The organism is Streptomyces sp. NPDC013157, from assembly GCF_042899865.1.
GTDB lineage: Bacteria > Actinomycetota > Actinomycetes > Streptomycetales > Streptomycetaceae > Streptomyces.
The window spans coordinates 134,854-160,959 of record NZ_JBIBAK010000021.1; the positions used below are offsets into that span (position 1 = coordinate 134,854).

The window sequence follows — 26,106 nt, forward strand, 5'->3', positions numbered from 1 at the left end:
CTGACAACGGCGGGGGCGCACCGGCCGGACCCCGACCCGCACCGCCCCCGCCGCACCCGAGCTTCCGGCCGCGCTGTCAGCCGCGCCGACCGCGACCCCGGCGGCCCCGCTCGTCGTCGTACCCCGGCTCCTCGTAGGACCCCAGCAGTTCGTCCGCCAGCGAGGGCAGGTCGTCCAGCGGGGTCTCCTCGGCCCAGTCGGGCCGGGGGCGCCGGCGCCGGGCGGGGCCGTCGGCGCCGGCGTCCGCGTCCACGTCGACCTGGGGCATCTCGCGGGTGCGGTCCTCGGAGCCGTCGGGGTTCCCGCCCGCCCGCTCGTCCCGGAAGAAGCCGGGCGGCATCCGGTCCGCCGGGGCGTCGGTGGGCGCCTCGGCGTCGTCACGCACGGGCGGCAGGACGGCGGTCTCGTCGGCCGCGCCCACGGGAGGCAGCACCGCTGTCTCGTCGACGGCGCCCGGCGGCACCGGCGGCAGCACCGCTGTCTCGTCGGCCGCCCCCGCAGGCCGCACCGGCGGCTGCGGCAGCTCCGCGGTCACCTCGGCGTCGGACTCCTGGGCCGCGGGCGCCTGCTCGTCCCGCACCGGGCGGAGCACCTTCGTCTCGTCGTCCCGGGCGGCCGGCTGCACCACCGGCGTCGGCATGGTCGTCGCCTCCGGTGTGACGCCGGGAGCCGTCGGCTGCCGTGCGGCGGACTGCTGGGCGGCCACGTCGGCCGCTGCCGCCGCCTCCGCCGCGGCGCGCCGGGCCTGCTCGGCCTTGAGCAGGGCCTCCTCGGCCTTGCGCTGCTTCTCCAGGCGTCGTTCCTCGGCCTCGGCGCGCAGCCGGGCCTCCTCCTCGGCCTGCCTGCGGCGCTGTTCCTCCTCGGCCTTGCGGCGGGCCTCGGCCTCCGCGCGGGCCTTCTCCTCGGCGAGCAGCCGGGCCTGCTCCTCCTCGGCCCGCTTACGCGCTTCCTCGGCCCGCAGCCGGGCCTCCTCCGCCTGCCGTTCGGCCTCGCGGCGCTGCGCCTCCTCCAGCTCGCGGCGCTTGCGCTCCTCCTCCTCGGCACGGAGCTTGGCGAGCTGTTCCTGGCGCTCGCGCTCCAGGCGCTCCTCCTCGGCCTTGCGCGCGGCCTCTTCCTCGGCCTTGCGGCGGGCTTCCTCCTCGGCCTTCTTGCGTGCCTCCTCGGCGGCCTTGATCTCGGCCTCGGACAGCGGCAGCACGGTGTCGAGCCGGGCCCGGATGACGGTGGTGACCGACTCGGGCTCCTGACCGGCGTCGACCACCAGGTAACGGCCGGGGTCGGAGGCGGCGAGGGTGAGGAAACCGGCCCGTACGCGCGCGTGGAACTCGGCGGGCTCGGACTCCAGCCGGTCGGGCGCCTCGGTGAACCGCTCGCGGGCGGTCTCCGGGTCCACGTCCAGCAGGACGGTCAGGTGCGGGACGAGTCCGGCGGTCGCCCAGCGGTTGATGCGGGCGACCTCGGTCGGTGACAGGTCACGACCCGCGCCCTGGTAGGCGACGGAGGAGTCGATGTACCGGTCGGAGATGACGACCGCGCCCCGCTCCAGGGCGGGACGGACGACGGTGTCGACGTGCTCCGCGCGATCGGCGGCGTAGAGCAGGGCCTCCGCGCGGTGCGACAGACCGGCGGACGAGACGTCGAGCAGGATCGAGCGGAGCCGCTTGCCGACCGGCGTGGCGCCCGGCTCGCGCGTGAGGACGACCTCGTGGCCCTTGGCGCGGATCCACTCGGCGAGGGCCTCGGCCTGGGTGGACTTGCCGGCGCCGTCGCCGCCCTCCAGGGCGATGAAGAAGCCGTTGGCCGTGGGTGCCTGCGCCGGGTCGTCGCCGCCGAGCAGCGCGTCCCGCAGGTCGTGGCGGAGCGGTACGCCCGCGCGGTCGTCGACCTTGGCGAGCACCAGGGCAGCGACCGGCAGCAGCAGCGCGCCGACCAGCATCAGCGTGAACGCGGCGCCGCCGTGCGCGAACACGAACTTGCCGTTCTCCAGGCGGTGCGGTCCGATCAGCGCGGCCACCAGGGGGGCGATCAGCGCGCCGAGAGCTATGGCGACCCGGACCACCGCGTGCAGGTGCTCGGTCGTCCGTGCCCGGCGGGAGTCCTCGGTCTCCTGGTCGAGCAGGGTGTGCCCGGTGTTGGCGGCCACACCCGCGCCGATGCCGGCCAGCGCGACGATCAGCAGCACGCTCGTGACGTCCGGAACCAGACCCGCGGCCAGCAGTGCGATGCCGGTGAAGGCGATGGCGAGCGACAGCAGCCGGCGGCGGGAGAGCGTCGGGAGCAGCGAGGGCGCCGTGCGGATGCCGACGGCGACCCCGCCGGTCAGGGCGAGCACCAGCAGGCCGTAGAGCACGGGGCCGCCGCCCAGGTCCTTGGCGTGCAGCACGGAGACGGCGACGGCGGCGGAGATCGCCCCGGCGACCGCGGCGCAGGCCAGCACCAGGAGCGGGATGGCGCCGGTGCGGCCCGTGTCGGTGCCGGCGGCGGTCCTGGGGCGGCGCAGGCCCTCCAGCGGCGACCGGGCGCGCGGGGTGCGGGTGCCGGGCACCTCCAGGTAGACCAGCACCGAGAGGGACGCGGCGAACAGGCCGGCGGCCACGTACGAGCCGAGGGCCGCCTGGTGCTGGGCGAACCAGGCGATGCCCGTGCCCAACAGGTTGTTGACCAGCGACGCGACGACCAGCGCGGCGGCCGCGAGCGGGACCGTGAGGAACGTCGTCCGCAGCGAGAGGCGGCGCAGGGCGTCCAGGTGGTCGGGCAGCGGTCGTACCGTGGCGCCCTCCAGAGGCGGGGCGGGCAGCAGCGCCGGGGCCGCGCTCTCCTTGCACACGGTCCAGAAACGCTCGGCGACTCCGGTGACGAAGGCCGTCACCAGGACGAGCGTCAGGGCGTTCGCCGGCGTCCAGTCGATCCACAGGGGCGCGATGATCAGCAGAATCGTGCGCAGGCCGTCGGCGCCGACCATGGTCCAGCGGCGGTCGAGCGGGCCGCCCTGCGCGGTCAGTGTGGTGAGCGGGCCCAGCAGGACCGCGCCGAAGAGCAGGGTGGCGAGAATGCGCGCCCCGAAGACGACCGACACCGCGAGCGCCGCACCGCGGTAGCCGCCGCCGAACGAACCCTGGGCCACGGCCGCCCGGAGCGTGAGCACGACAAGCACCAGCAACGCCAGGCTGTCGCCGATCCCGCTCACGAGCTGGGCGCTCCACAACCGCCTCAGTTCGGGGCGGCGCAGCAGCGAGCGGACGGCGCGCTCGCGGGAATCCGCTACCAGCGCGTCGTCCGGATCTGTCTGGGGGGCCGTTGGCTGCTCGGCTCGCGTCATGCTTTCAGCCTATCGGCAGCCGCCGACAGCCCGCGGCGGCCGTCCACAGGTACGCACGCCCCGACACCAAGTTGATGCCGGGGCGTGCACAATGCGAAGCCGATGTGAGGACCTGAGGGCGCCTCGGCCGTCTCTGGACGGCCGGGTCGGTCATTCACGGCCGGCTCTCAGTCCTCCGTGGCCGGCTCTCAGTCCTCCGCGGCAGTCTTGGAGGCCGTCGCCTTCTTGGCGACCGTCTTCTTCGCGGCCGTCGTCGTCTTCTTGGCGGCGGTCTTCTTGGCCGCCGTCTTCTTCGCCGGCGCGGCCTTCTTGGCGGTCGCCGTCTTCTTCGCGGGCGCCTTCTTGGCCGTCTTCTTGGCGGGCGCCTTGGCCCGCTTCTCGGCGAGCAGCTCGTAGCCGCGCTCCGGGGTGATCGTCTCGACGCTGTCGCCGGAGCGCAGCGTCGCGTTGGTCTCCCCGTCGGTGACGTACGGCCCGAAGCGGCCGTCCTTCACCACCACCGGCTTCTCGCTGACCGGGTCGGTGCCCAGCTCCTTCAGCGGCGGCTTGGCGGCGGCCCGGCCGCGCTGCTTGGGCTGAGAGTAGATCTGCAGCGCTTCTTCGAGGGTGATCGTGAAGAGCTGGTCCTCGGAGGTGAGCGAACGCGAGTCCGTGCCCTTCTTCAGGTACGGCCCGTAGCGCCCGTTCTGCGCGGTGATCTCCTGGCCCTCGGCGTCGGCGCCGACGACGCGCGGCAGCGACATCAGCTTGAGCGCGTCCGCCAGCGTGACCGTGTCCAGGGACATGGTCTTGAAGAGCGAGGCCGTGCGCGGCTTGACCGCGTTCTTCCCGGTCTTCGGGGTGCCCTCGGGGAGCACCTCGGTGACGTACGGGCCGTAACGGCCGTCCCGGGCGATGATCTGGTGGCCCGTCTCCGGGTCCGCGCCCAGCTCGAAGTCGCCGCTCGGCTTGGCGAGCAGCTCCTCCGCGAGCTCGACGGAGAGCTCGTCGGGGGCCAGGTCCTCCGGCACGTCGGCGCGCTGGTGGCCCTCGGAGTCCTTCTCGCCGCGCTCGATGTACGGGCCGTAGCGGCCGACCCGCAGCACGATGCCGTTGCCCACCGGGAACGACGACACCTCGCGCGCGTCGATCGCGCCCAGGTCGGTCACCAGCTCCTTGAGGCCGCCGAGGTGGTCCCCGTCGCCGTTGCCGGCGTCGGCCGCGCCGCCGGGGGCCGTGTCCTCGCCGCCCTCGCCGAAGTAGAAGCGCTTCAGCCACGGCACGGCCTGGGCCTGGCCGGCGGCGATGCGGTCGAGGTCGTCCTCCATCCGGGCGGTGAAGTCGTAGTCGACCAGCCGGCCGAAGTGCTTCTCCAGGAGGTTGACCACGGCGAAGCTCAGGAAGGAGGGCACCAGGGCCGTCCCCTTCTTGAAGACGTAGCCCCGGTCGAGGATGGTGCCGATGATCGACGCGTACGTCGACGGGCGGCCGATCTCGCGCTCTTCCAGCTCCTTGACCAGCGACGCCTCGGTGTAGCGGGCCGGGGGCTTGGTGGCGTGCCCGTCGACCGTGATCTCCTCGGCGCTGAGCGCGTCGCCCTCGCTGACCTGGGGCAGCCGGCGCTCGCGGTCGTCCAGCTCGGCGTTCGGGTCGTCGGCGCCCTCGACGTAGGCCTTGAGGAAGCCGTGGAAGGTGATCGTCTTGCCGGAGGCGCTGAACTCGACGTCCCGGCCGTCGGCGGCGGTGCCACCGATCTTCACCGTGACGCTGTTGCCGGTCGCGTCCTTCATCTGGGACGCGACCGTCCGCTTCCAGATCAGCTCGTAGAGCTTGAACTGGTCGCCGGTCAGGCCGGTCTCGGCGGGAGTGCGGAAACGATCACCCGAGGGGCGGATCGCCTCGTGCGCCTCCTGCGCGTTCTTGACCTTCGCGGCGTACGTCCGCGGGGCCGAGGGCAGGTAGTCGGCGCCGTACAGCTGCGTGACCTGGGCGCGGGCGGCCGTGATCGCGGTGTCGCTCAGCGTCGTGGAGTCCGTACGCATGTACGTGATGTAGCCGTTCTCGTACAGCTTCTGGGCCACTTGCATGGTGGCCTTCGCGCCGAAGCCGAGCTTGCGCGAGGCCTCCTGCTGGAGCGTGGTCGTACGGAACGGGGCGTAGGGCGAGCGGCGGTACGGCTTGGACTCGACCGAGCGGACCGCGAACCGGGTGTTCTCCAGGGCGGCGGCGAGCGCGCGGGCGTTCGCCTCGTCGAGGTGGAGGGTGTTCGCGGTCTTCAGCTGCCCGAGCGAGTCGAAGTCACGGCCCTGGGCCACGCGCTTGCCGTCGACGGCCTGGAGGCGGGCGACCAGGGACGACGGGTCGCTCGGGTCGCCTGCCCGGCCGGTCCCGAAGGTGCCGGTCAGGTCCCAGTACTCGGCGGACCGGAACGCGATGCGCTCGCGTTCCCGCTCCACCACGAGCCGGGTCGCGACGGACTGGACACGGCCGGCCGACAGGCGCGGCATGACCTTCTTCCACAGGACCGGCGAGACCTCGTAGCCGTAGAGGCGGTCGAGGATGCGGCGGGTCTCCTGGGCGTCGACGAGCTTCTGGTTGAGCTGGCGCGGGTTGGCGACGGCAGCCCGGATCGCGTCCTTGGTGATCTCGTGGAAGACCATCCGCTTGACGGGGATCTTCGGCTTGAGGACCTCCTGGAGGTGCCAGGCGATGGCCTCGCCCTCGCGGTCCTCATCGGTGGCGAGGAAGAGCTCGTCGGACTCCTTGAGCAGGTCCTTGAGCTTCTTGACCTGCGCCCTCTTGTCGGCGTTGATCACATAGATGGGCTGGAAGTCGTGCTCGACGTCCACGCCGAGTCGCCGGACCTCGCCGGTGTACTGCTCGGGCACCTCCGCGGCGCCGTTGGGAAGGTCACGGATGTGCCCGACGCTCGCTTCGACGACGTATCCGGGGCCCAGATAGCCCTTGATCGTCTTCGCCTTGGCAGGGGACTCGACGATGACGAGTCGGCGGCCGCCCTGTGCGGTCTCGCTGGTCGGGGACAACTTCGCTCTTCTCTCCGGTCGACGCTGGGGCCTCCCCAGGCCTTGCTCCCGGGGTCGTGGCACGGGCACGGATGCCCGCTCACTTGGTGACGCTGCGGAGTGTGACGGTACATCCCGCCCCCGTGTCAAACGGGAAAAGCTCACAACGGCCACTCGAACGGTAACCCGACTACCGCCATTCCTGCCGCCCGGAGTCCCCGGTCGCCCTTCTGGGCCCTGTCCGGAGCGTGACGCTCCGATTACCGGAGGGGCATCCTCAGAGGCGGGTCAGGCAGTACGCACCGAGGCCCAGCGAGATCACTGCGGCGACGCTCGCGAGGGTCGCCGATGCGACCTGACTCACACCCTGGGCGACGGGTTCGCCACGCCGGAGCCGGACGCCGGTCCACACCAGCAGCGCGCCTCCGAACAGGGCGAACACCGCCCCCGCGAAGATCGCCGGTCCGCTCTCCATGGCCCGCGCGCCCCTTCCCTGCCGCCCGTGACTGCCCAGCGCCCGGAGAGTGGCACGCACGGGCGGCGGGCGGGAGGCCGACGGGCGAAATCGAGGTGAACGGGCGGCCGTAACCTCCTCGAACGTTCGATCGACGGACGAGCGGTGGACCAGTGGTCGACCGGCGGTCGACCGGCGATGGACCGCGGGGCGAACGTTCCCGCCAGATTTTTCCGGCCTTTTTCTTCTCCCGGCGTGTCCCGCAGGCCCGCCCATGGGTCCTCCCCCGGCCGGGCGTGCCTTCCGGTCCGTCAGACCGCCGGCTCCAGGAATCCCTGCTCCACCAGCAGCCGGATCTGCGCGGGCGTGCGGTCGCGCAGCAACACCGGGTCCTCGCCCGTCAGTTGTGCGATGGCGTCGAGAATCCGACCGGCGCTCAGCGTGCCGTCGCACACCCCTGCGAACCCGGCACCCACCGTGTCCACCTTGGTCGCGCGGCGCATCCCGCGGTGCTGACGCAGCACCACGTGCTCCGGGTCCTCCGCGCCGGGCAGCCCGACCTGCTCCTGGACCACCTCGACGGCGAGCCTGAAGTGACCTTCCAGAAGGTCCGCGTCGTCGTGGTCACGGAGGTAGTCGAGGCGGTCGAAGTGCGCGCGGATCGTCTCGCCGAGCGGCTGTTCGATCGGATGCGGCCACTCCTCGACGGTGACGGAGGGCACGGCGGCGCCCGTCCTGCGCAGCGTGATCCAGCCGAATCCCACCCCCTTCACCTTGCGCGCCTCGAACTCGTCGAGCCACGCGTCGTACCGCGCCTGGTACTCCGCCGGGTCTCCGCGGTGGTCGCCGGCGTCCCTGAGCCACAGCTCGGCGTACTGGTTGACGTCCTGCACCTCGCGCTGCACGATCCACGCGTCGCAGCCGCGCGGCACCCACGACCTGACCCTGTCCTGCCAGTCCTCCCCCGCGACGTGCTGCCAGTTGGCGAGGAACTGCGCGAACCCGCCCTCGTTCAGCCGCTCCCCGGCCTGTTGAACGAGCGACCGGCACAGATCGTCCCCGCTCATCCCGCCGTCCCGGTAGGTCAGCCGGGCCCCCGGAGAGATCACGAACGGCGGGTTGGACACGATCAGGTCGTACGTCTCCCCCTCCTTGACCGGCTCGAACAGCGAGCCCTCGCGCAGGTCGGCCGCCGGTGCGCCGGAGAGTGCCAGCGTGAGCGCCGTGATGTGCAGGGCGCGCGGGTTGAGGTCGGTCGCCGTCACGCGCGTGGCGTGCTGGGCGGCGTGCAGTGCCTGGATCCCGGAGCCGGTGCCGAGGTCCAGGGCGGCGGCGACGGGCGTGCGGACGGTGATGCCGGCGAGGGTCGTGGACGCGCCGCCGACCCCGAGGACGACTCCTTCGTGCCCCTGGCCGATGCCGCCCGCACCGCCGACAGCGCATCCGAGGTCGGAGACGATGAACCAGTCCTCACCGTCGGGCCCGCCGTACGGCCGTACGTCCACGGTGGCCGCGACCTCGTCGCCGCCCACCCGGGTCAGCCAGCCGCTGTCCAGGAGGTCGTCGACGGGCAGGACGCCGGCCACGCGCGCGTGCGGCACGGGCTGCTGGAGGAGGAACAGCCGGACGAGCGTCTCCAGGGGCGTGTCCCCGCGGGTCGCCCGCAGCGCGGGCACCGTCTCGCTGCGGGCCAGCGCCGCGTAGGCGGGCGCGCCGAGCAGGTCGAGCAGGCCGTCGGCGGTGAAGGAGGAGCCCAGCAGGGCGGTGCGCAGCCGGGCGGCGACGTCGGGGCGGTCGGAGGCGGGCAGGGTGGCGAGGCCGGAGTCAGTCACGCCCTCCATTGTGGCCCGCGGCCGGGCCCGACCACGGGCTCAGCACACGGCCGCGGGCCACCGAACTCCGCCCGGCGCACGGCCACCGGCCACCGGCCACCGGCCACCGGCCACCGGAACCGGCATCGCCCCGGCCACCGAGGCTCGGCCCCTGCCTCAGCCCGCGGTCGACGAGGCCGACGACGAAGCCGTCGACGCCGGAGCCGAAGCCCCGGTCGACGTCGTCGAAGAGACCTTCTTGCAGCTGGCCTGCTCGGCGATCGCGTCCTTGACCTCGCCCTGCTCCAGGGCGTTCAGCGCCGCGGTGCCGCTCTTGCTCTGCGCTTCCAGCTGCGTCGTCTGGGAGGCGATGTCCTGCAGACCGGAGGCGAACTTCGCCTGGTTCTTGGTGTTGAGCGCGTCGACCTTCTTCTTCAGGTCGGCGTAGGACGCGGAGAGGCTGTTGAGGGTCGTGACGACGTTCTGCTGACGCTTGGCGCCGTCGTCCACCCCGGGTGGCGCGCCGGCGCTGCTGATGGCCGCGGCGAGCGCCTTGTAGCCGTCGGACATGTCCTGGAAGGCCTGGGAGTCGGTCTTCTGGATGGTCGCGGCCGAACTCGTGGTGTCCGAGGCCGTCGTGGAGATCGCCTCGTTCGCCGCCTTGATCTTCGCGTCCTGCGCCGGCACCGCGTCGCACACGGTCTTGGCCCAGGCGATCAGCTTGGGGTCGGGGCCCTTGTCACCGCTGCTGCACCCGGACAGCGCCCCTGCCAGTACCGCACCGCCGGACAGTGCGGCCGCGAGCTTCTTGTTCACCGGATCGGTCCCTTCCATGGCTCTCGGCCCCCGGAATCTACACGGCGGACGGCCTCCACCCTCACGATCGGCACCTTTTAGTCCGCTTTTAGGATGTTTTGCTCAGGGGAGAGAAGGCTCACGACGAAACAGCGCACACGGGACGCTTACCCTACGAATCGGGCACTGGGTGCGAAGGGCGGGAGTCGTGCCCGGCCCCGAGAACACGAAACGGGCGGACGGCGCGTCAACACGCGCCATCCGCCCGCTCGTTGTCCGGGACCTCTCGCGAGCGCCCCGGTGGGCGTCGTAAGACCGCCTACGAGACCACCGCGGGATCGGCCGGCTTGGCCACCCGTTCGGCGCTGTCCTCGTCGTCGCCGACGGCGATTCCGCGCCGCTTGGAGACGTACACCGCGCCGACGATCACGATCAGCGCGAAGACCGCGATCAGGATCCGGATGCCGATGCTCTTGTCATGCCCGTAGGAGAACTTGATCACCGCGGGGGCGATGAGCAGGGAGACCAGGTTCATGACCTTGAGCAGCGGGTTGATCGCGGGGCCCGCGGTGTCCTTGAAGGGGTCGCCGACCGTGTCGCCGATGACCGTGGCGGCGTGGGCCTCGCTGCCCTTGCCGCCGTGGTGGCCGTCCTCGACGAGCTTCTTGGCGTTGTCCCAGGCACCACCGGAGTTGGCCAGGAAGACGGCCATCAGGGTGCCCGCGCCGATCGCGCCCGCGAGGTAGGAACCGAGCGCGCCGACACCGAGCGTGAACCCGATGAAGATGGGCGCCATCACGGCGAGCAGTCCCGGCGTGGCCAGCTCGCGCAGGGCGTCCTTGGTGCAGATGTCGACGACCTTGCCGTACTCGGGCTGCTCCGTGTAGTCCATGATCCCGGGGTGCTCGCGGAACTGCCGCCGCACCTCGAAGACCACCGAACCCGCCGACCGCGACACGGCGTTGATGGCCAGTCCGGAGAAGAGGAAGACGACCGCCGCGCCGGCGATGAGGCCGACCAGGTTGTTGGGCTGCGAGATGTCCATCGACAGGGTCAACGGCGAGCCCGCACCGCTCAGTTTGACGCCCACGTCCTGCACGTTCGTGGTGATCGCGTCCCGGTACGACCCGAAGAGCGCCGACGCCGCGAGGACGGCGGTGGCGATCGCGATGCCCTTGGTGATGGCCTTGGTGGTGTTGCCGACGGCGTCCAGGTTGGTGAGCACCTGCGCGCCCGCCCCCTGGACGTCGCCGGACATCTCGGCGATGCCCTGGGCGTTGTCGGAGACCGGCCCGAAGGTGTCCATGGCGACGATGACTCCGACGGTGGTGAGCAGGCCGGTGCCGGCCAGCGCCACCGCGAACAGCGCGAGCATGATCGACGTACCGCCGAGCAGGAACGCGCCGTAGACGCCGAGGCCGATCAGCAGGGCGGTGTAGACGGCCGATTCGAGACCGACCGAGATACCGGCGAGGACCACGGTGGCCGGACCGGTCAGCGAGGTCTTGCCGATGTCCATGACGGGACGCCGGTTGGTCTCGGTGAAGTAGCCGGTCAGCTGCTGGATGACGGCCGCGAGCAGGATGCCGATCGCCACCGCGACGAGCGCGAGGATCCGCGGGTCGCCGTCCTTGGCCCGGATGGCCGCGTCGGTGATGCCGTTCAGATCGGAGTACTTCCCCGGCAAGTACACGAAGACCGCGATCGCGACCAGCACCAGCGAGATCACCGCGGAGATGAAGAACCCGCGGTTGATGGCGCTCATGCCGCTGCGGTCGCTGCGGCGCGGGGCGACCGCGAAGATGCCGATCATCGCGGTGAGCACGCCGATGGCCGGTACCAGGAGCGGGAAGGCCAGTCCGGAGTCGCCGAAGGCCGCCTTGCCGAGGATCAGCGCGGCGACCAGGGTCACGGCGTACGACTCGAAGAGGTCGGCCGCCATGCCCGCGCAGTCGCCGACGTTGTCGCCCACGTTGTCGGCGATGGTCGCGGCATTGCGCGGGTCGTCCTCCGGAATGCCCTGCTCGACCTTGCCGACCAGGTCGGCGCCGACGTCGGCGGCCTTGGTGAAGATGCCGCCGCCGACACGCATGAACATGGCGATCAGGGCGGCGCCGAGGCCGAATCCTTCAAGCACCTTCGGCGCGTCGGCCGCGTACACCAGCACCACACAGGAGGCGCCGAGCAGGCCGAGCCCCACCGTGAACATGCCGACGACGCCGCCCGTGCGGAAAGCGATCTTCATGGCTTTGTGCGAGACGGCGGTGAGATCCTTTTCCGGTTCGCCTTCCGCCGGGGTGGCCTCCCGGGCCGCCGCGGCGACCCGCACATTGCTGCGTACGGCGAGCCACATGCCGATATAACCGGTGGTCGCCGAGAAGGCCGCGCCGATCAGGAAGAAGATCGATCGGCCGGCGCGCTGATTCCAGTCGTCCGCGGGCAGCAGCAGGAGCAGGAAGAACACCACGACGGCGAATACGCCCAGGGTGCGCAACTGCCGGCCCAGATAGGCGTTGGCGCCTTCCTGGACCGCCGCCGCGATCTTCTTCATGCTGTCGGTGCCCTCGCCCGCCGCGAGTACCTGGCGCACCAGGATCCAGGCGACCACGAGCGCGGCCAGCGCCACGGCGGCGATGACCGCCACCAGGACCCGGTTGTCGTCGGTCAGGACTGCGGCTGCCAGGGTTGTGGGGTGGTGGCCCAACTGATGAGGGGTAGAAAGCCCCGCCATTCGTCCTCCTTGACGCTTGGGCTGAGCTCAAGATGTGGACGGATTCTAGGTACCCGCGAGTGATCTAAACAGGGGACGGTAAACGGAATTAGCCTTCTCGTGCTCTTCAGCAAATGATCGAGGTCACGCCGGGGAACCCGAAAGCGGTAATGCCCTAAAAGCGTTGACGACGGCGTTTACTTGATCGAATTACGGCCTGATTGATCGTGAATGAATTCACTAAACCCATAGCAATAGATCACTGTACGACCGGCCGTGGGCGATACGGGCGGCGGACGTGCGGACATGCCGAAGGGCCCCACTCAGGGGGCCCTTCGGCACACGTACAGGATGAGCGCGTGGGGGGCTCTCAGGTGAGCGCGACTCCGGGCGGGGTCGTCGGCCAGGTCATGCGGATCAGCCCGCCGTGCTCCCCTGCCGTGACCTCCACGTCGTCCACGAGGCCGCTGATGACCGCGAGGCCCATCTCGTCCTCCTCGGTCTCCACGTCCGCGTCCGCCGCGCCACCGGACGCCCGGTCGCCGGGAACGGAACGGGGTGCCTCGTCGCCGACCTCGATGGAGAACTGTTTCTCCTCCTCGACCAGCGCCACCCGCACCGGCTCGGTGATGCCGGCGGCCTGGTGCAGGCCCACGGCACGGGAACAGGCCTCGCCGACGGCCAGCCGGACCTCGTCCAGGACGGCCTCGTCCACTCCGGCCCTGCGCGCCACCGCCGCCGCCACCAGTCGGGCGGTGCGGACGTGCTCGGGCAGCGCGCTGAAGCGGAGTTCAACGGTGGCCATACGTCCCCCTCGGAACTACGGGCGTGCGGTGAGGGGCCGGGCAGCCGAAGAACCCGGAACCCCCCGATGAATTGCGTCCGCCGCGGGCACTGCGGCCCGTACACGGCTGCCGGAACGGGCACGCGGGCCCGAACGGGCGGGGGTTGGCACGGACGTCCGTACGGCGCATGACGCGTACGGGCCCGTGCCGAGGGCCGGCCGGACGGCACGGACCGATCGGCGGTCCGGGGTACGTCGGCCGGCCCGGGGTCAGTCGGTGGCCGCCACCGCTTCCTCGACCGAGGTGTGGATCGGGAACACCTTGGTGAGGCCGGTGATACGGAAGATCTTCAGAATGCGCTCCTGGTTGCAGACCAGGCGCAGCGAGCCCTCATGGGCACGCACCCGCTTCAGGCCGCCGACCAGCACGCCGAGCCCGGTGGAGTCGAGGAAGTCCACGCCCTCCATGTCGACGACGAGGTGGAAATTCCCGTCGTTCACCAGCTCGACCAGCTGCTCGCGCAGCTTGGGCGCGGTATATACGTCGATTTCGCCACCGACCTCGACGACCGTACGATCGCCGACTGTACGAGTCGACAGGGACAGGTCCACGGATCCTCCAGCACCTTGCTATCGAGCGGTCGCCCCTTGGGACACCTCGGCTTGCGGCCCCCGGGACGGTTCGCCAGCCGCGATGGCATTCAATCACTTACGGCAGGCGTGCACGACGCCTTGGCCCCATTGTCCGCCATGCCAGTGACACACTCGGTCCCGATGGCCATAAATCACCGATCCGATCGACCGCCGGTTCCGGCCGGGTCCGGGTTCTCTCCGGGCACGGTCCTGGACCGGCTCGCCTCCGGGCCGAGCCGGGCTTCGCGCATCACTCATACGGAGCACTTGCCCCCGCGTGCGGGTCGGCATGCCGTCTGGCCTGACCGGATTCGTTCGGAGGTCGTCGCGGCCGTGCAGGAGTGCGGCATCGAGCATCCCTGGGAGCACCAGGCGCTGGCCGCCGAGCACGCCCTGGACGGCGACTCGGTGGTGGTGGCCACCGGCACCGCCTCCGGCAAGTCCCTGGCCTACCTCGTACCGGTCCTGTCCACCCTCCTGGAGGGCTCCGAGGCCGCCAACGGCCGCGGCGCCACCGCCCTCTACCTGGCGCCCACCAAGGCGCTCGCGGCCGACCAGTGCCGTGCCGTGAAGGAACTTTCACAACCCCTGGGAAACTCGGTGCGCCCCGCGGTGTACGACGGCGACACCCCGTACGAGGAACGGGAGTGGATCCGCCAGTACGCCAACTACGTGCTCACCAACCCCGACATGCTGCATCGCGGGATCCTGCCCGGGCACGCCCGCTGGTCCTCCTTCCTGAAGTCGCTGAAGTACGTCGTGGTCGACGAGTGCCACACCTACCGGGGCGTCTTCGGCTCGCACGTCGCCCAGGTGCTGCGCCGGCTGCGCCGCCTGTGCGCCCGCTACGGCGCCTCCCCGGTCTTCCTGCTCGCCTCCGCGACGGCCGCCGAGCCGGCCGTGGCCGCCGGCCGCCTCACCGGCCTGCCGGTCGTGGAGATCGCCGACGACGCCTCCCCGCGCGGCGAGCTGGTGTTCGCCCTCTGGGAGCCGCCGCTGACCGAGCTGCACGGCGAGAAGGGCGCCCCCGTCCGCCGTACGGCCACCGCCGAGACCGCCGACCTGCTGACCGACCTCGCCGTGCAGGGCGTGCGCTCGGTCGCCTTCGTGCGCTCCAGACGCGGCGCGGAGCTGATCTCCGTCATCACCCAGGAACGGCTGGCCGAGGTGGACCGTTCCCTCGCCCGGCGTGTCGCGGCCTACCGGGGCGGCTACCTCCCGGAGGAGCGGCGCGCCCTGGAACGCGCGCTGCACTCCGGGGAACTCCTCGGACTTGCCGCCACAACGGCCCTGGAGCTGGGCGTGGACGTCTCCGGGCTGGACGCCGTACTGATCGCCGGGTACCCCGGCACGAGGGCCTCTGTGTGGCAGCAGGCGGGCCGGGCGGGCCGCGCCGGACAGGGTGCCCTCGCGGTCCTGGTCGCCCGCGACGACCCGCTGGACACCTTCCTCGTCCATCATCCCGAGGCCCTGTTCGACCAACCGGTGGAATCGACCGTCCTCGACCCCGACAACCCGTACGTCCTCGCGCCCCACCTGTGCGCCGCCGCGGCCGAGATCCCGCTCACCGACGACGACCTCGACCTCTTCGGCCCCGCCTGCAAGGAGCTGCTGCCGCAGCTGGAGGCCGCGAAGCTGCTGCGCCGCCGGACGAAGGCCTGGCACTGGACCCGCCGGGAGCGGGCCGCCGAGCTGACCGACATCCGCGGCGAGGGCGGCCGCCCGGTGCAGGTCGTCGAGACGGGCACGGGACGCCTGCTGGGCACGGTGGACGCGAGCGCCGCGCACTCCACGGTCCACGAGGGCGCGGTCCACCTCCACCAGGGCCGCACCTACCTCGTACGCTCCCTCGACCTGGAGGACTCGGTGGCCCTGGTCGAGCAGGCCGAGCCGCCGTACTCCACGGTCGCCCGCGACACCACGGCCATCTCCGTCCTGGAGACCGACACCGAGATCCCCTGGGGCGACGGCCGCCTCTGCTACGGCTCCGTCGAGGTCACCAACCAGGTGGTCTCCTACCTGCGCCGCCGGCTCATCACCGGCGAAGTGCTGGGTGAGACGAAACTCGACCTCCCTCCTCGCACCCTGCGCACCCGTGCGGTGTGGTGGACCGTCACCGAGGACCAGCTCGACGAGGCCCGGATCAACCCCGAGATCCTCGGCGGCGCCCTGCACGCCGCCGAGCACGCCTCCATCGGCCTGCTCCCGCTCTTCGCGACCTGCGACCGCTGGGACATCGGCGGCGTGTCGATCCCGCTGCACCCCGACACGCTCCTGCCGACCGTCTTCGTCTACGACGGCCACCCCGGCGGCGCCGGCTTCGCGGAACGCGCCTTCCACACCGCCCGCACCTGGCTGACGGCCACCCGGGAGGCGATCGCCGCGTGCGAGTGCGAGGCCGGGTGCCCGTCCTGCATCCAGTCGCCCAAGTGCGGGAACGGGAACGAGCCGTTGCACAAGCGGGGGGCGGTGCGACTCCTCACGGTGCTGTTGAGGGGGGCGCCGGCGGGGTAGTCGTTCGGCCGCGGGCTGGTCGCGCAGTTCCTCCCCCAGCCTTCGGCCGGGGGTGCCCCCAGCGCCCCTTCGGGGCGCGTTGCCAGGGGCTCGTTGCAGCAGAACCGGCTCTGGCCCGGACCTCTGCCGTGAACGGCCCGCCGACCGAGGCCGCCGAGACATCCGAGACGTCACCGACGATCACACACCGCGCCAGCCGCGTGCCCTGTGCCCGTGCCACACGGTCCGCCAGGGCGCAGGCGGCTGTCCTGCCTTCGGCCCAGTGGTCCGCCGCGGCGAGGGCGGCCAAGTCGGCGCCGCCCGCCGCCCGATGCCGGACGACCACGGCCTGCCCCAGCCCGAGCACAACCCCGAACGCCACGCACAGCACGGCGATCGCCCCGACGCTCCACACAGTGGCAGAGCCCTGATCACGCGCCCCGCCGAAGCGCGCCCCGAAGGGGCGCGGGGAACTGCGCGACCAGCCCCCACGCAGCGGCAGCCACCCGACCACCGCACGCCCCCTCACGGCCCGGCCTCCGTCGGCCCCTCCGCCAAGGCGACCGCCGACTCCCGTACCTCGAACGGCAACGCGCCCAGCACCGGCGGCCTCGCCACCACCGTCACCCGTACCTCGTCGCCCTCGCGGCCCACCGTCACCGCCGCCCCGTCCGGCGCCGCCTCCTTCGCCACCGCGATCACCGCGTCCTCGGCGTCCTGCCGCGCCGCGGCCCGGGCCCCGGTGCGGGCGGCGTCCACGCACCGGATCTGGGTGGCCACCACGAGCAGCCCCCACACCAGCGCCATCGTGAACGCCACCAGCACCGGCAGCACCACTGCCGCCTCCGCGGTCACGAACCCCCGGTCCGCCCCGCGCCCGCGCTCACATCCGCGCACTGAGGGCTCGTTTCACGATGGCCTGGAGCTCCGCGCTGACCTGCCCGCTCGTCACGACCGCGTAGAGGACCGCCGCGAACCCGACGGCGGCGATGATCCCCATTGCGTACTCGGAGGTGACCATTCCGGCGTCCCGGCGTACGAGCTTCCACATCTTCCAGCACATCTCGCGCATTTCGACTTCCTTTGATTCGCTTGGATTTGAGTTCGGTTCCTGTCCGCGGCCCGCTATCGCGCCTTTCATCCACCACCCCCTCTCAGGACCCCGCCCGCGAGTCCGATCACGACGGGCAGTACACCGACCGCGATGAACGCGGGCAGGAAGCACAGCCCCACCGGCGCCGAGATCAGCACCGCGGCCCGTCGTGCCCGCGCGGTCGCGCTCCTTGCCCACTCGGCCCGGGCGTCCGAGGCGAGGCGGGCGACGGGCGCGGCCGCCGGCATCCCCGACTCGTCCGCGCGTTCCAGCAGCCGGGCCAGGGCGGCGGCACCCGGCAGTCCGGCCAACCGCCGCCAGGCGGCTGCCGGTTCGCCGCCCAGCCGCACCTCCGCCGCGCCCCGCGCCAGCCCCTCGCCGACGGGTCCGCCGAGGGCCTCTCCGACAGCCTGGGCCGCGACCACCGGACCGGCCCCGGCAGCGATGCAGGCCGCCAGGAGGTCGGCGGCGAGCGGGAGTTGGCGCGTGGCCTCGGCCGCCTCCGCCTCGACCGCCCGGTCTCCGTCGCCCGCCCGGCTCCGCCACCGCCACAGCCCCACCGCGACGCCCAGCCCCAGCAGCGCCCCGACGACCCCGCCGACCAGCACCCAGCCGCCGCACACCACCCCGCCGAGCGGCAGCCACCTGCGGACGGCACCGCCGACGGCGGAGTGCCTCTCCGCTTGCTCCAGCCTCTCCAGCCCGAGCAGTTCGGCCACCTTCCGCCGGGCCCAGCGCCTGCGCCTGGCCCGCTCCAGCCGCCATGCCGGCCAGCCCACGGCCGCCAGCACCACGACCGTCGCCCCCAGCCTGTGGACAACCTCCGCGCTCACGCCGCCTCAGCTCCCCGCACGATCCGGGCCGCCCACCACATCCCGGCTCCCTCGAACACCGCGCCGACGGCCAGGCAGCCCAGGCCGGCCCCGGTGTGCAGCAGCACCCGCAGCGGGTCGGCGCCCATGGCCGAGCCGAGCAGGAGGCCGAGGGCGGGCAGCGCGGCGAGCATCACCGCGGTGGCCCGGGCGCCCGACAACTGGGCCCGCAGGTCGGAGCGTTGGTCGCGTTCGGCGCGCAGGGCGGCGTCCAGGCGGTCGAGGCCGGCCGCGAGTCCGGCGCCCTGGTCGACCGCCACCCGCCAGCAGGCCGCGAGCCCCAGCAGGCCGTCGGCGCCGGGCTGCCGCGCCGCCAGCGCCAGCGCACCCGGCACGTCCCCGCCGAAGCGTGCCGCCGCGACCACGGCCGGCCGGGCCTCACCGAGCCCGCCGGAGTCCCGTGCGGCCCGCAGCAGCGCCTCACCCGGCTGCCGTCCCGCGCGGACCTCACCGGCGAGCGCCCCGCACAACGCGATCACCGCATCGGCGCGCGCCTGCCGGGTCCGCCGCGCCTGGCGGGCCAGCCGCACCCGGCGCAGCACCGGCACCCCGGCCGTTCCCGCGACGACCGGAAGGACCGAGGCGGCAAGGAGGGCGAGCGCGACGCCGGCGGCCAGGGCCCACCACTCCCCCCGCCAACGGCCGCGCAGCCGCCGTAGTTCGCCGAGCGCCTGCTCCCAGGAGGGTGGGCCGGTGGTCACCACCCCGCCGCAGGCCAGCAGTTGCCGCGTCCGCCGCACCTCACGCTGCCGCTCGGCCAGCAGCCAGGCCATCACCCCACCGCACACCACGGCCGCACCGATCGTCGTCTCACCCATCACACGCACCCCTTTCAAGTCATGGATCACTGTCGTCACTTCGGACCGGAGCTCACGGCTCACCCGCGTCACCGCGCAGCAACTCCCGCAGCCGCTCCCACCCCTGCTCCCGCGCGAACGCCGTCGCGTCCCAGCGCAGCGCCGGCACCGTCCGCACCAGCCCGGAGGAGTCCCGCTCCAGGACGTGCACCTCGGCGATCCGCCGCCGGCCCGCGCGGTCCCGTACGAGGTGCAGCACCACCGACAGCGCGGCAGCGAGCTGGCTGTGCAGGGCGGCCCGGTCGAGCCCGGCGGCCGTGCCGAGGGCCTCCAGGCGGGCCGGTACGTCCGCGGCCGCGTTGGCGTGCACGGTGCCGCAGCCGCCCTCGTGGCCGGTGTTGAGGGCGGCCAGCAAATGGACCACCTCGGGCCCGCGGACCTCGCCGACGACGAGCCGGTCGGGCCGCATCCGCAGGGCCTGCCGGACCAGGTCCTCCAGGGTGACGAGGCCGGCGCCCTCCTGGTTGGCGGGTCTGGTCTCCAGCCGTACGACGTGCGGGTGTTCGGGCCTGAGCTCCGCCGAGTCCTCGGCGAGCACGATCCGCTCGCCCGGGCCGACCAGACCGAGCAGGGCACTGAGGAGGGTCGTCTTTCCGGTACCCGTGCCGCCGCTGACCAGGAAGGAGAGCCGGGCCGCGATGAGGGCCCGCAGGATCCGGTCGCCGCCCGGGGGCACGGTCCCGGCCGCGACGAGTTCGCCGAGGGTGAACGCCCGCGGACGGACCACCCGCAGGGACAGGCAGGTGCAGCCGACGGCCACCGGAGGCAGGACCGCGTGCAGGCGGGTACCGTCGGGCAGCCGGGCGTCCGCCCAGGGACGCGCGTCGTCCAGGCGCCGGCCGGCCACCGCGGACAGCCGCTGCGCGAGGCGCCGTACCGCCGCCGCGTCCGGGAAGGCGACCGGGGTGAGTTCCAGGCCGCCGCCGCGGTCCACCCAGACCCGGTCCGGTGCGGTGACCAGGACGTCGGTGACGGTGGGGTCGGCGAGCAGCGGCTCCAGGGGGCCGCTGCCGACCAGTTCGGAGCGCAGTCGTTCGGCCGCGCCGAGAACTTCCGCGTCGCCCAGGACCCGCCCCTGGGCGCGCAGGGCCTGTGCCACCCGCGCGGGTGTCGGTTCGGCGCCGCTCTCGGCGAGCCAGCGCCGTACCCCGTCGAGCAGGGCCGGGCCGTCCGCGCCCGTGGTGCCGGGCCTCATGCGACACCGCCCGCCTCGACGAGCGTGCGCTCCCAGAAGCCCTTGCAGAAGCGGGCCAGCGGTCCGCGTGCGACGGACCCCGGCGGTTTCCGGTCGGGGCGGGACAGGCCTGGTTCGGCCGGTACCTCGCCGGCCAGCGGCAGGCCGAGCAGCCGGGCCACCTCGCGGTCGTCCAGTCCCGGCGGGTACGGCCCCCGTACCGCCACCCTGAGGTCGCGCACGACCATGCCGACGGTGGCCGCCACCCGTCCGGCCGCGGCGAGGGCGCGGAGTTCGGCGGGGACCACCAGGACGGCGAGGTCGAGCTGGGTGAGGACCTCGGCGACCTCGTCGTCCAGGCGGCGCGGCAGGTCGACGACGACCGTGCCGCCGCGCCGCCGGGCGGCGGCGAGCACCGCGCGGACGGCAGGTGGCGGGATCGCCACGCAGTCGCCGCGGTCCCAGCTGAGGATCCGTAGCGAGTGCAGCTCGGGCAGGGACTCCTCCAGGGCGCCGCTGCCGAGCCGGCCGCGCGAGGCGGCGAAGGCGGGCCAGCGCAGACCCTCGGCGGTCTCACCGCCGAGGAGTACGTCGATTCCGCCGCCCAGCGGATCCGCGTCCACGAGCAGGGTGCGCAGTCCCTCCCGCGCGGAGGTGACGGCGAGGGCGCAGGCCAGCGTGGAGGCGCCGGCCCCGCCCCGGCCGCCGATGACGCCGACGGTGAGGGCCGGGCGGCCCACGCCCTCGACGACGTCGGCGATCCGGTCCACGAGCCACTGCTCGCCGTCGGGCAGCATCAGGACATGGTCCGCGCCGATCTCCACGGCCCGTTTCCACACGTCGGGGTCGTCCTGGTCGAGGCCCACCAGCACCACCCCGCGTCGGCGGGCGGCCCCGCGCACCCGTCGTGCGGCGTCGTCGCCGACCAGGACGAGCGGGGCGGACTCCCAGCCGCCGCCGCGTTCCGGCGGACCGTGGTGGACCTCAGGTTTGGCACCGGCCGCCGCGCACAGGCGCAACAGGTCGTCGAGGAGTTCGGCGTCCTCGGTGACGATCATCGGGCGTCCGGGCCGTCCCGAGGCGGCGGACGGCGGGTCCTGGGTGACAGTTCCGGCCACGTGAGCTTCCCCCTTGGCTGCGTTCTCCCGCATGGCCCCTGCGGCCACGCGATTCCCAAACGTGTGAAGAACCGGCAAGCGGCTCCATATGCACGGCCGGCAGAAACCGGCCCATGGCGTCCGACAAACGGAACCGGCCATGAACTAGCCGCCGCCGGAGCGCGCTGGAATCACGGTGCAGCGAACCCGGAAATCGTGTGGATCTTGGTCCAAAACTGTGGACAACTCGATGGTTGTGAATATCGCCGTCACCCTTACCGGTGAGGCCCGTTCTGGGCTCTGTGCGACTTCCACAGCGCAGCGCTACGACTACCCGCAGTGACGGATCATGGGCAGGCGAGAAGACGGGCGAAGCCGCCCGACCAAGGCCTCACGGCCCGCGAGAGAGGAGGAAAAACCCGTCCGGACATGCGACGACCCCCACCGGGGGGGAGAGTGGGGGTCGTCTCCACGGCCGACTCGGGGGGGGAGGAGCCGGACCGGGTTAGCACGGTCGCGAACGATCCGTGACTTCCATGGTGTACCCGAGAGCCCTCTCAGGCAAACCCACGCGCCCCACCTTACGCCGAATGGTGGGCGCCTATGCTCAGGGGCGTGGAAAGCCACTCCTTGCCCCGCACAGCAGCCTTCTTCGACCTGGACAAGACGGTCATTGCGAAGTCGAGCACGCTCACGTTCAGCAAGTCGTTCTACCAAGGCGGTCTGATCAACCGCAGGGCGGCGCTGCGCAACGCGTACTCCCAGTTCGTGTTCCTGGTCGGCGGTATGGACCACGACCAGATGGAGCGCACGCGCGCGTACCTGTCCGGTCTCGTCCGTGGCTGGAATGTCCAGCAGGTCAAGGAGATCGTCGCCGAGACCCTGCACGACCTGATCGACCCGATCATCTACGACGAGGCCGCCTCCCTCATCGAGGAACACCACAGGGCCGGCCGGGACGTCGTCATCGTCTCCACCTCGGGCGCCGAGGTGGTCGAGCCGATCGGCGCGCTCCTCGGCGCCGACCGGGTGGTGGCCACCCGCATGGTCGTCGGCGACGACGGCTGCTACACGGGCGAGGTGGAGTACTACGCGTACGGGCCGACCAAGGCCGAGGCCGTCCGGGAGCTGGCCGCCTCCGAGGGGTACGACCTCGACCGCAGCTACGCCTACAGCGACTCGGCGACCGACGTGCCGATGCTCCAGGCCGTCGGGCATCCGCACGCCGTGAACCCGGACCGCGCGCTGCGCCGCGAGGCCCTCGCCCGCGGGTGGCCGATCCTGAACTTCAACCGGCCGGTACGGCTCAAGCAGCGGATCTCCGCACCCCCGCGCCCGGCCCTGGTCGCCGCGGCGGCCATAGGCGCGGCGGCCGCCACCGCCGGCCTGGTCTGGTACGCGAGCCGGCGCCGGAGCACGGTCGCCTGAACCGGCCACCCCGGCCCCATTCACCCGTTCGGCCGGTAGGCGCCCCTTTGGTACGTCTTTGAACCTAAAAGTAAAGAACCGTAGGCAGGACTTCCGCTTGCTCCGGGCTTGCAGTACAAAGGGGTTAGCGGCCCGCGAGACCGAAGGACATCCGCGAGGATCACCTTTAAAACGCATTTGGCCCCACGGACCCAGCATGGACACTGAGCACCCACGCGACGTCGACCCGTCGATTACGGGCCAGCCGCACCAGGTGACGGGCAAAGTACCCGACCTGATGGGCGACATATCGAGGACGCTTGGTAACCCGGTGAACATGCCAGCGGCGGTACGAGAACTCGTACCGCCGCAACCCTTTCCCCGGGACCTCCGCCGCTCCTCGCCCGGGCTCTACGCCGCCCCGCGCTGCAGCGCCTCGCAGACCGCCGTCGACTCGCGCACGCCGAGCTCGACCGCGCGCCCGCAGTGCGCGATCCAGGCCGCCATCCCTTCCGGAGTGCCGGAGACATAGCCGTCCAGCGCCGCCATGTAGGAGGCACGGCCCAGTTCGGCGTGGCCGACCTCCGCGGGGCAGATCGCCTTGGGGTCGAGGCCGCTGCCGATCAGCACGATCCGCTCGGCCGCGCGGGCGACCAGCCCGTTGCACGAGGTGAAGGGCCGCAGCGCGAGCAACTCGCCGTGCACCACGGCGGCCGTCACCAGCGCGGGCGCCTCACTCCCCGCGACGATCAGTTCACAGAGCCCCTCCAGGCGCCCCGACACCTCGCCGGCGTCCGGCAGCTCCAGTTCCACCAGCGGCTCGTCGACGCCCTCGCCGGCCCGGCGCGGCCTGCCGACCTCGTCGCCGCCCGTCGCGGCCGCCACCAGGTGCAGCCGGGCCAGCACCCGCAGCGGCGACTGCCGCCAGATCGACAGCAGCTGGCCCGCCTCCGCGGTCAGCCGCAGGGCCGCCCCGACCACGCGCGCGTCGTCGTCCACACCGAAGTCGGAGCGCCGCCGCACCTCCTCCAGCGCCCAGTCGGCACCGGACAGCGCGGCGCTGCCCCGGGCGGCCCGCAGCGCGGCCTCCGAAGTGACGGCGTTGCTCCGGCGCCGCATGACCCGGTGCCCGTAGACCCGGTCCACGGCCTTGCGCACGGACTCCACGGACTCGGCCACCCCGGGCAGCGAGCCCAGGGCCGCGAGCGGATCGGCGGTCGCACCTGTCGTACTCATGAGTACGACAGTACGCACCCCGCCCCGAGGCTCCACGAAGGAGTGGTCTTCTTCACTCCATGTGCCACGCAAAGCTACCAACCGACTACCCTTCGTGAACATGAAAATTGCTTTCGTCGGAAAGGGCGGCAGCGGCAAGACCACGCTCTCCTCCCTGTTCATCCGCCACCTCGCGGCCGCCGGCGCACCGGTCGTCGCCGTCGACGCCGACATCAACCAGCATCTGGGCACCGCGCTCGGCCTCGACGAGACGGAGGCGGAGGCACTGCCCGCGATGGGCGAGCGGCTCTCCCTGATCAAGGACTACCTGCGCGGACACAACCCGCGCATCGCCTCCGCCGCGACCATGATCAAGACCACTCCGCCCGGCGAGGGGTCGCGGCTGGTCCGGGTGCGGGAGCCCAATCCGGTCTACGACGCCTGCGCGCGGCCGGTGGAACTCGACGGCGGCGCCGTCCGTTTGATGGTCACCGGGCCGTTCACGGACGCCGACCTGGGGGTCTCCTGCTACCACTCCAAGACGGGAGCGGTGGAGCTGTTCCTGAACCACCTCGCCGACGGCCCCGACGAGTACGTCGTGGTGGACATGACGGCGGGCTCGGACTCCTTCGCCTCCGGCATGTTCACCCGCTTCGACATCACGTTCCTCGTCGCCGAGCCGACCCGGAAGGGGGTCTCCGTCTACCGCCAGTACAAGGAGTACGCCCGGGACTTCGGCGTCGTCCTCAAGGTCGTCGGCAACAAGGTGCAGGGGCAGGAGGACATCGACTTCCTGCGCTCGGAGGTCGGGGACGACCTGCTGGTCACGGTCGGCCACTCGGACTGGGTGCGCGCCATGGAGAAGGGCCGCCCGCCCCGGTTCGAGCTCCTGGAGAACGCCAACTCCCGCGCCCTGCGCGCCCTCAAGGTGGCCACCGACGCGACGTACGAGCTGCGGGACTGGGAGCGCTACACCCGGCAGATGGTCCACTTCCACCTGAAGAACGCCCTGTCGTGGGGCAACGAGCGCACCGGGACCGACCTGGCGGCGCAGATCGACCCCGGCTTCGTGCTCGGCGAGGGAGTGGCCGCCCCTGCCTGAAGGGCGGCCGACTCCGGCCCTGCGCCTACGACTTGACGGCCGGCGCCCCGGGCACCCCCTTCGGTGCCGGGGCAGGACGGCCGGAGAGGAAGGACTCCCAGCCCTGCCGCGGAGCCTCACCCACGTTCAGGGTCCGCAGCCTCGCCAGTACCTGCGGGTCCTGGGCGTCCAGCCAGTCGGCCAGCTGATGGAAGGAGACGCAGCGCACTTCGGGCTTGTTGCAGACGTTCTGGACGACGTCGTCGAGGGCACGCATGTAGGTGCCGCCGTTCCAGGACTCGAAGTGGTTGCCGATCACGAGCGGTGCGCGGTTGCCGTTGTAGGCCCGGTTGAAGCCCTGGAGCAGCCCGTCGCGCATCTGGTCGCCCCAGTAGTCGTACTTGTCGGGGTCACCCTGGGTCGACGTGCCGGACTGGTTGACCATGAAGTTGTAGTCCATGGTCAGCTGCTCGTAGGTGTGGCCGGGGAAGGGGACGAGCTGCATGGACAGGTCCCACAGCCCTTCTCTCTTCTTGGGCCAGATCTGGTCGTTGACACCGCTGGTGTCGTAGCGGAAGCCCAGCTGGCTCGCCGCCTTCACGAAGTTCTTCTGCCCCTCCAGGCAGGGGGTGCGGGCGCCGATGAGCTCCTTGTCGTAGTCGAAGGGCAGCGGTGCGGCGTTCTTCATGCCGGTGTTGGTCTTCCAGGTCTTCACGAACTGCTTGGCCTGGGCGATCTCGCTCTTCCACTCGGCCACCGACCACTCGCCGACCCCGCCGTCGGGGCCGCAGAAGTGCCCGTTGAAGTGGGTGCCGATCTCGTTGCCCTCCAGCCAGGCCAGCCGTAGCTGTCTGACCGTGTCGGTGATGCCCTGCTCGTCGTTGAAGCCGATCTCGGAGCTGCCGGGCGAGTGCTGCGGGGGCCGGTAGAGGTCGCGTTTCTCCTCGGGCAGCATGTAGACGCCACTGAGGAAGAACGTCATGTTCGCGTGGTTGTCCTTGGCGACCTTGCGGAAGTGCGAGAACAGCTTCTGGCTGTCCTCGCCCGCGCCGTCCCAGGAGAACACCACGAACTGCGGGGGCTTCTCACCGGCCTTGAGCCGCTCGGGCCGGGGCAGATGCGGCTGCGCCCCGGTGTAGGCGGTGGACCCGTCGCCGATCAGACGGACCACGCTCTGGGGCGCCGGCGCTCCCTTCTGCGGTCCGGACGCCCCTTGTTCGGAGTTGGTACCGGTCGCGCAACCGGCGACCGACGCGGCACAGGCCGCGGCGGCCACGGCACCGACCGCAATCCTCTGGGTGGCGGCCAA

Annotated in this window: 20 protein-coding genes; 3 read left to right on the forward strand and 17 right to left on the reverse strand. The window is 72.2% G+C overall.

The features are described from left to right. Positions 1-76: 76 nt before the first annotated feature. From tmk to bldG, 8 genes are all read right to left on the reverse strand, one after another. On the reverse strand, positions 77-3,319 hold the full coding sequence (gene tmk / locus ACFY6U_RS44255) for a dTMP kinase (protein WP_390047669.1): 3,243 nt from the start codon (positions 3,317-3,319) through the stop codon (positions 77-79). A 188-nt stretch (positions 3,320-3,507) separates the two neighbouring features. Beyond that, positions 3,508-6,342 carry a type I DNA topoisomerase gene (topA, locus tag ACFY6U_RS44260; RefSeq protein ID WP_390047671.1) on the reverse strand — a complete coding sequence of 945 codons (2,835 nt, stop codon included), beginning with the start codon at positions 6,340-6,342 and terminating at the stop codon, positions 3,508-3,510. A gap of 256 nt (positions 6,343-6,598) precedes the next feature. Next, positions 6,599-6,796, reverse strand: a complete 198-nt coding sequence (locus tag ACFY6U_RS44265; protein ID WP_390047673.1) for a hypothetical protein — start codon at positions 6,794-6,796, stop codon at positions 6,599-6,601. A gap of 290 nt (positions 6,797-7,086) precedes the next feature. Continuing rightward, positions 7,087-8,616 (reverse strand): methyltransferase, encoded by a 1,530-nt coding sequence (locus tag ACFY6U_RS44270; RefSeq protein WP_390047675.1) that lies wholly within the window; start codon positions 8,614-8,616, stop codon positions 7,087-7,089. Between the two features lie 147 nt (positions 8,617-8,763). After that, positions 8,764-9,420, reverse strand: a complete 657-nt coding sequence (locus ACFY6U_RS44275; RefSeq protein WP_390047677.1) for a small secreted protein — start codon at positions 9,418-9,420, stop codon at positions 8,764-8,766. A 280-nt stretch (positions 9,421-9,700) separates the two neighbouring features. Then, positions 9,701-12,112, reverse strand: coding sequence for a sodium-translocating pyrophosphatase (locus ACFY6U_RS44280; RefSeq protein ID WP_390047679.1), 2,412 nt, complete (start codon positions 12,110-12,112; stop codon positions 9,701-9,703). 349 nt (positions 12,113-12,461) lie between these two features. Further along, positions 12,462-12,896 carry an ATP-binding protein gene (locus tag ACFY6U_RS44285; protein ID WP_390047681.1) on the reverse strand — a complete coding sequence of 145 codons (435 nt, stop codon included), beginning with the start codon at positions 12,894-12,896 and terminating at the stop codon, positions 12,462-12,464. A gap of 249 nt (positions 12,897-13,145) precedes the next feature. After that, entirely contained in the window at positions 13,146-13,487 is a 342-nt protein-coding gene (gene bldG, locus ACFY6U_RS44290) for an anti-sigma factor antagonist BldG (RefSeq protein ID WP_010986038.1), read from the reverse strand. 162 nt (positions 13,488-13,649) lie between these two features. Between bldG and ACFY6U_RS44295 the strand changes: the two genes are divergently transcribed. Continuing rightward, a complete protein-coding gene (locus ACFY6U_RS44295; RefSeq protein ID WP_390047683.1) occupies positions 13,650-16,022 on the forward strand; it encodes a DEAD/DEAH box helicase in 2,373 nt (790 codons plus the stop codon). Here the strand turns inward: ACFY6U_RS44295 and ACFY6U_RS44300 are convergent. From ACFY6U_RS44300 to ssd, 7 genes are all read right to left on the reverse strand, one after another. Then, a complete protein-coding gene (locus ACFY6U_RS44300; protein ID WP_390047685.1) occupies positions 15,988-16,530 on the reverse strand; it encodes an Rv3654c family TadE-like protein in 543 nt (180 codons plus the stop codon). The genes ACFY6U_RS44295 and ACFY6U_RS44300 overlap by 35 nt on opposite strands. Continuing rightward, on the reverse strand, positions 16,527-16,856 hold the full coding sequence (locus tag ACFY6U_RS44305) for a TadE family type IV pilus minor pilin (RefSeq protein WP_390047687.1): 330 nt from the start codon (positions 16,854-16,856) through the stop codon (positions 16,527-16,529). Before ACFY6U_RS44305 ends, ACFY6U_RS44300 begins: the two co-directional genes overlap by 4 nt. A 28-nt stretch (positions 16,857-16,884) precedes the next feature. Continuing rightward, positions 16,885-17,073 (reverse strand): DUF4244 domain-containing protein, encoded by a 189-nt coding sequence (locus ACFY6U_RS44310; RefSeq protein ID WP_361286157.1) that lies wholly within the window; start codon positions 17,071-17,073, stop codon positions 16,885-16,887. Between the two features lie 65 nt (positions 17,074-17,138). Next, positions 17,139-17,927, reverse strand: a complete 789-nt coding sequence (locus ACFY6U_RS44315; protein WP_390047689.1) for a type II secretion system F family protein — start codon at positions 17,925-17,927, stop codon at positions 17,139-17,141. Continuing rightward, a complete protein-coding gene (locus ACFY6U_RS44320; protein WP_390047691.1) occupies positions 17,924-18,784 on the reverse strand; it encodes a type II secretion system F family protein in 861 nt (286 codons plus the stop codon). Before ACFY6U_RS44320 ends, ACFY6U_RS44315 begins: the two co-directional genes overlap by 4 nt. A gap of 52 nt (positions 18,785-18,836) precedes the next feature. Then, positions 18,837-20,018 (reverse strand): TadA family conjugal transfer-associated ATPase, encoded by a 1,182-nt coding sequence (locus ACFY6U_RS44325; RefSeq protein ID WP_390047693.1) that lies wholly within the window; start codon positions 20,016-20,018, stop codon positions 18,837-18,839. Then, positions 20,015-21,115, reverse strand: coding sequence for a septum site-determining protein Ssd (ssd, locus tag ACFY6U_RS44330; protein ID WP_351498960.1), 1,101 nt, complete (start codon positions 21,113-21,115; stop codon positions 20,015-20,017). The genes ACFY6U_RS44325 and ssd overlap by 4 nt, the downstream gene beginning before the upstream one ends. Before the next feature lie 582 nt (positions 21,116-21,697). Between ssd and ACFY6U_RS44335 the strand changes: the two genes are divergently transcribed. Further along, positions 21,698-22,522: an HAD family hydrolase gene (locus tag ACFY6U_RS44335; RefSeq protein ID WP_390047695.1), complete on the forward strand. Its 825-nt coding sequence runs from the start codon at positions 21,698-21,700 to the stop codon at positions 22,520-22,522. 390 nt (positions 22,523-22,912) lie between these two features. Here the strand turns inward: ACFY6U_RS44335 and ACFY6U_RS44340 are convergent, their stop codons facing one another. Then, complete coding sequence (locus tag ACFY6U_RS44340; RefSeq protein WP_390047697.1) at positions 22,913-23,737, reverse strand: oxidoreductase; 825 nt, start codon at positions 23,735-23,737, stop codon at positions 22,913-22,915. 100 nt (positions 23,738-23,837) lie between these two features. Here ACFY6U_RS44340 and ACFY6U_RS44345 point away from each other — a divergent pair, with 100 nt between their 5' ends. Next, a complete protein-coding gene (locus ACFY6U_RS44345) occupies positions 23,838-24,818 on the forward strand; it encodes an ATP-binding protein (protein WP_390047699.1) in 981 nt (326 codons plus the stop codon). Positions 24,819-24,843: 25 nt separating this feature from the next. Here ACFY6U_RS44345 and ACFY6U_RS44350 read toward each other — a convergent pair whose 3' ends face one another. Then, a complete protein-coding gene (locus ACFY6U_RS44350; RefSeq protein ID WP_390047701.1) occupies positions 24,844-26,106 on the reverse strand; it encodes a hypothetical protein in 1,263 nt (420 codons plus the stop codon).

What these genes read in the sequence shown, in the direction of transcription:
- tmk (WP_390047669.1), bottom strand. Translation starts at nt 3,319, where the DNA reads ATGACGCGAGCCGAGCAGCCAACGGCCCCCCAGACAGATCCGGACGAC.
- ACFY6U_RS44265 (WP_390047673.1), bottom strand. Translation starts at nt 6,796, where the DNA reads ATGGAGAGCGGACCGGCGATCTTCGCGGGGGCGGTGTTCGCCCTGTTC.
- ACFY6U_RS44270 (WP_390047675.1), bottom strand. Translation starts at nt 8,616, where the DNA reads ATGGAGGGCGTGACTGACTCCGGCCTCGCCACCCTGCCCGCCTCCGAC.
- ACFY6U_RS44275 (WP_390047677.1), bottom strand. Translation starts at nt 9,420, where the DNA reads ATGGAAGGGACCGATCCGGTGAACAAGAAGCTCGCGGCCGCACTGTCC.
- ACFY6U_RS44280 (WP_390047679.1), bottom strand. Translation starts at nt 12,112, where the DNA reads ATGGCGGGGCTTTCTACCCCTCATCAGTTGGGCCACCACCCCACAACC.
- ACFY6U_RS44285 (WP_390047681.1), bottom strand. Translation starts at nt 12,896, where the DNA reads ATGGCCACCGTTGAACTCCGCTTCAGCGCGCTGCCCGAGCACGTCCGC.
- ACFY6U_RS44295 (WP_390047683.1), top strand. Translation starts at nt 13,650, where the DNA reads ATGGCCATAAATCACCGATCCGATCGACCGCCGGTTCCGGCCGGGTCC.
- ACFY6U_RS44310 (WP_361286157.1), bottom strand. Translation starts at nt 17,073, where the DNA reads ATGCGCGAGATGTGCTGGAAGATGTGGAAGCTCGTACGCCGGGACGCC.
- ACFY6U_RS44320 (WP_390047691.1), bottom strand. Translation starts at nt 18,784, where the DNA reads ATGGGTGAGACGACGATCGGTGCGGCCGTGGTGTGCGGTGGGGTGATG.
- ACFY6U_RS44325 (WP_390047693.1), bottom strand. Translation starts at nt 20,018, where the DNA reads ATGAGGCCCGGCACCACGGGCGCGGACGGCCCGGCCCTGCTCGACGGG.
- ACFY6U_RS44335 (WP_390047695.1), top strand. Translation starts at nt 21,698, where the DNA reads ATGCTCAGGGGCGTGGAAAGCCACTCCTTGCCCCGCACAGCAGCCTTC.
- ACFY6U_RS44340 (WP_390047697.1), bottom strand. Translation starts at nt 23,737, where the DNA reads ATGAGTACGACAGGTGCGACCGCCGATCCGCTCGCGGCCCTGGGCTCG.
- ACFY6U_RS44345 (WP_390047699.1), top strand. Translation starts at nt 23,838, where the DNA reads ATGAAAATTGCTTTCGTCGGAAAGGGCGGCAGCGGCAAGACCACGCTC.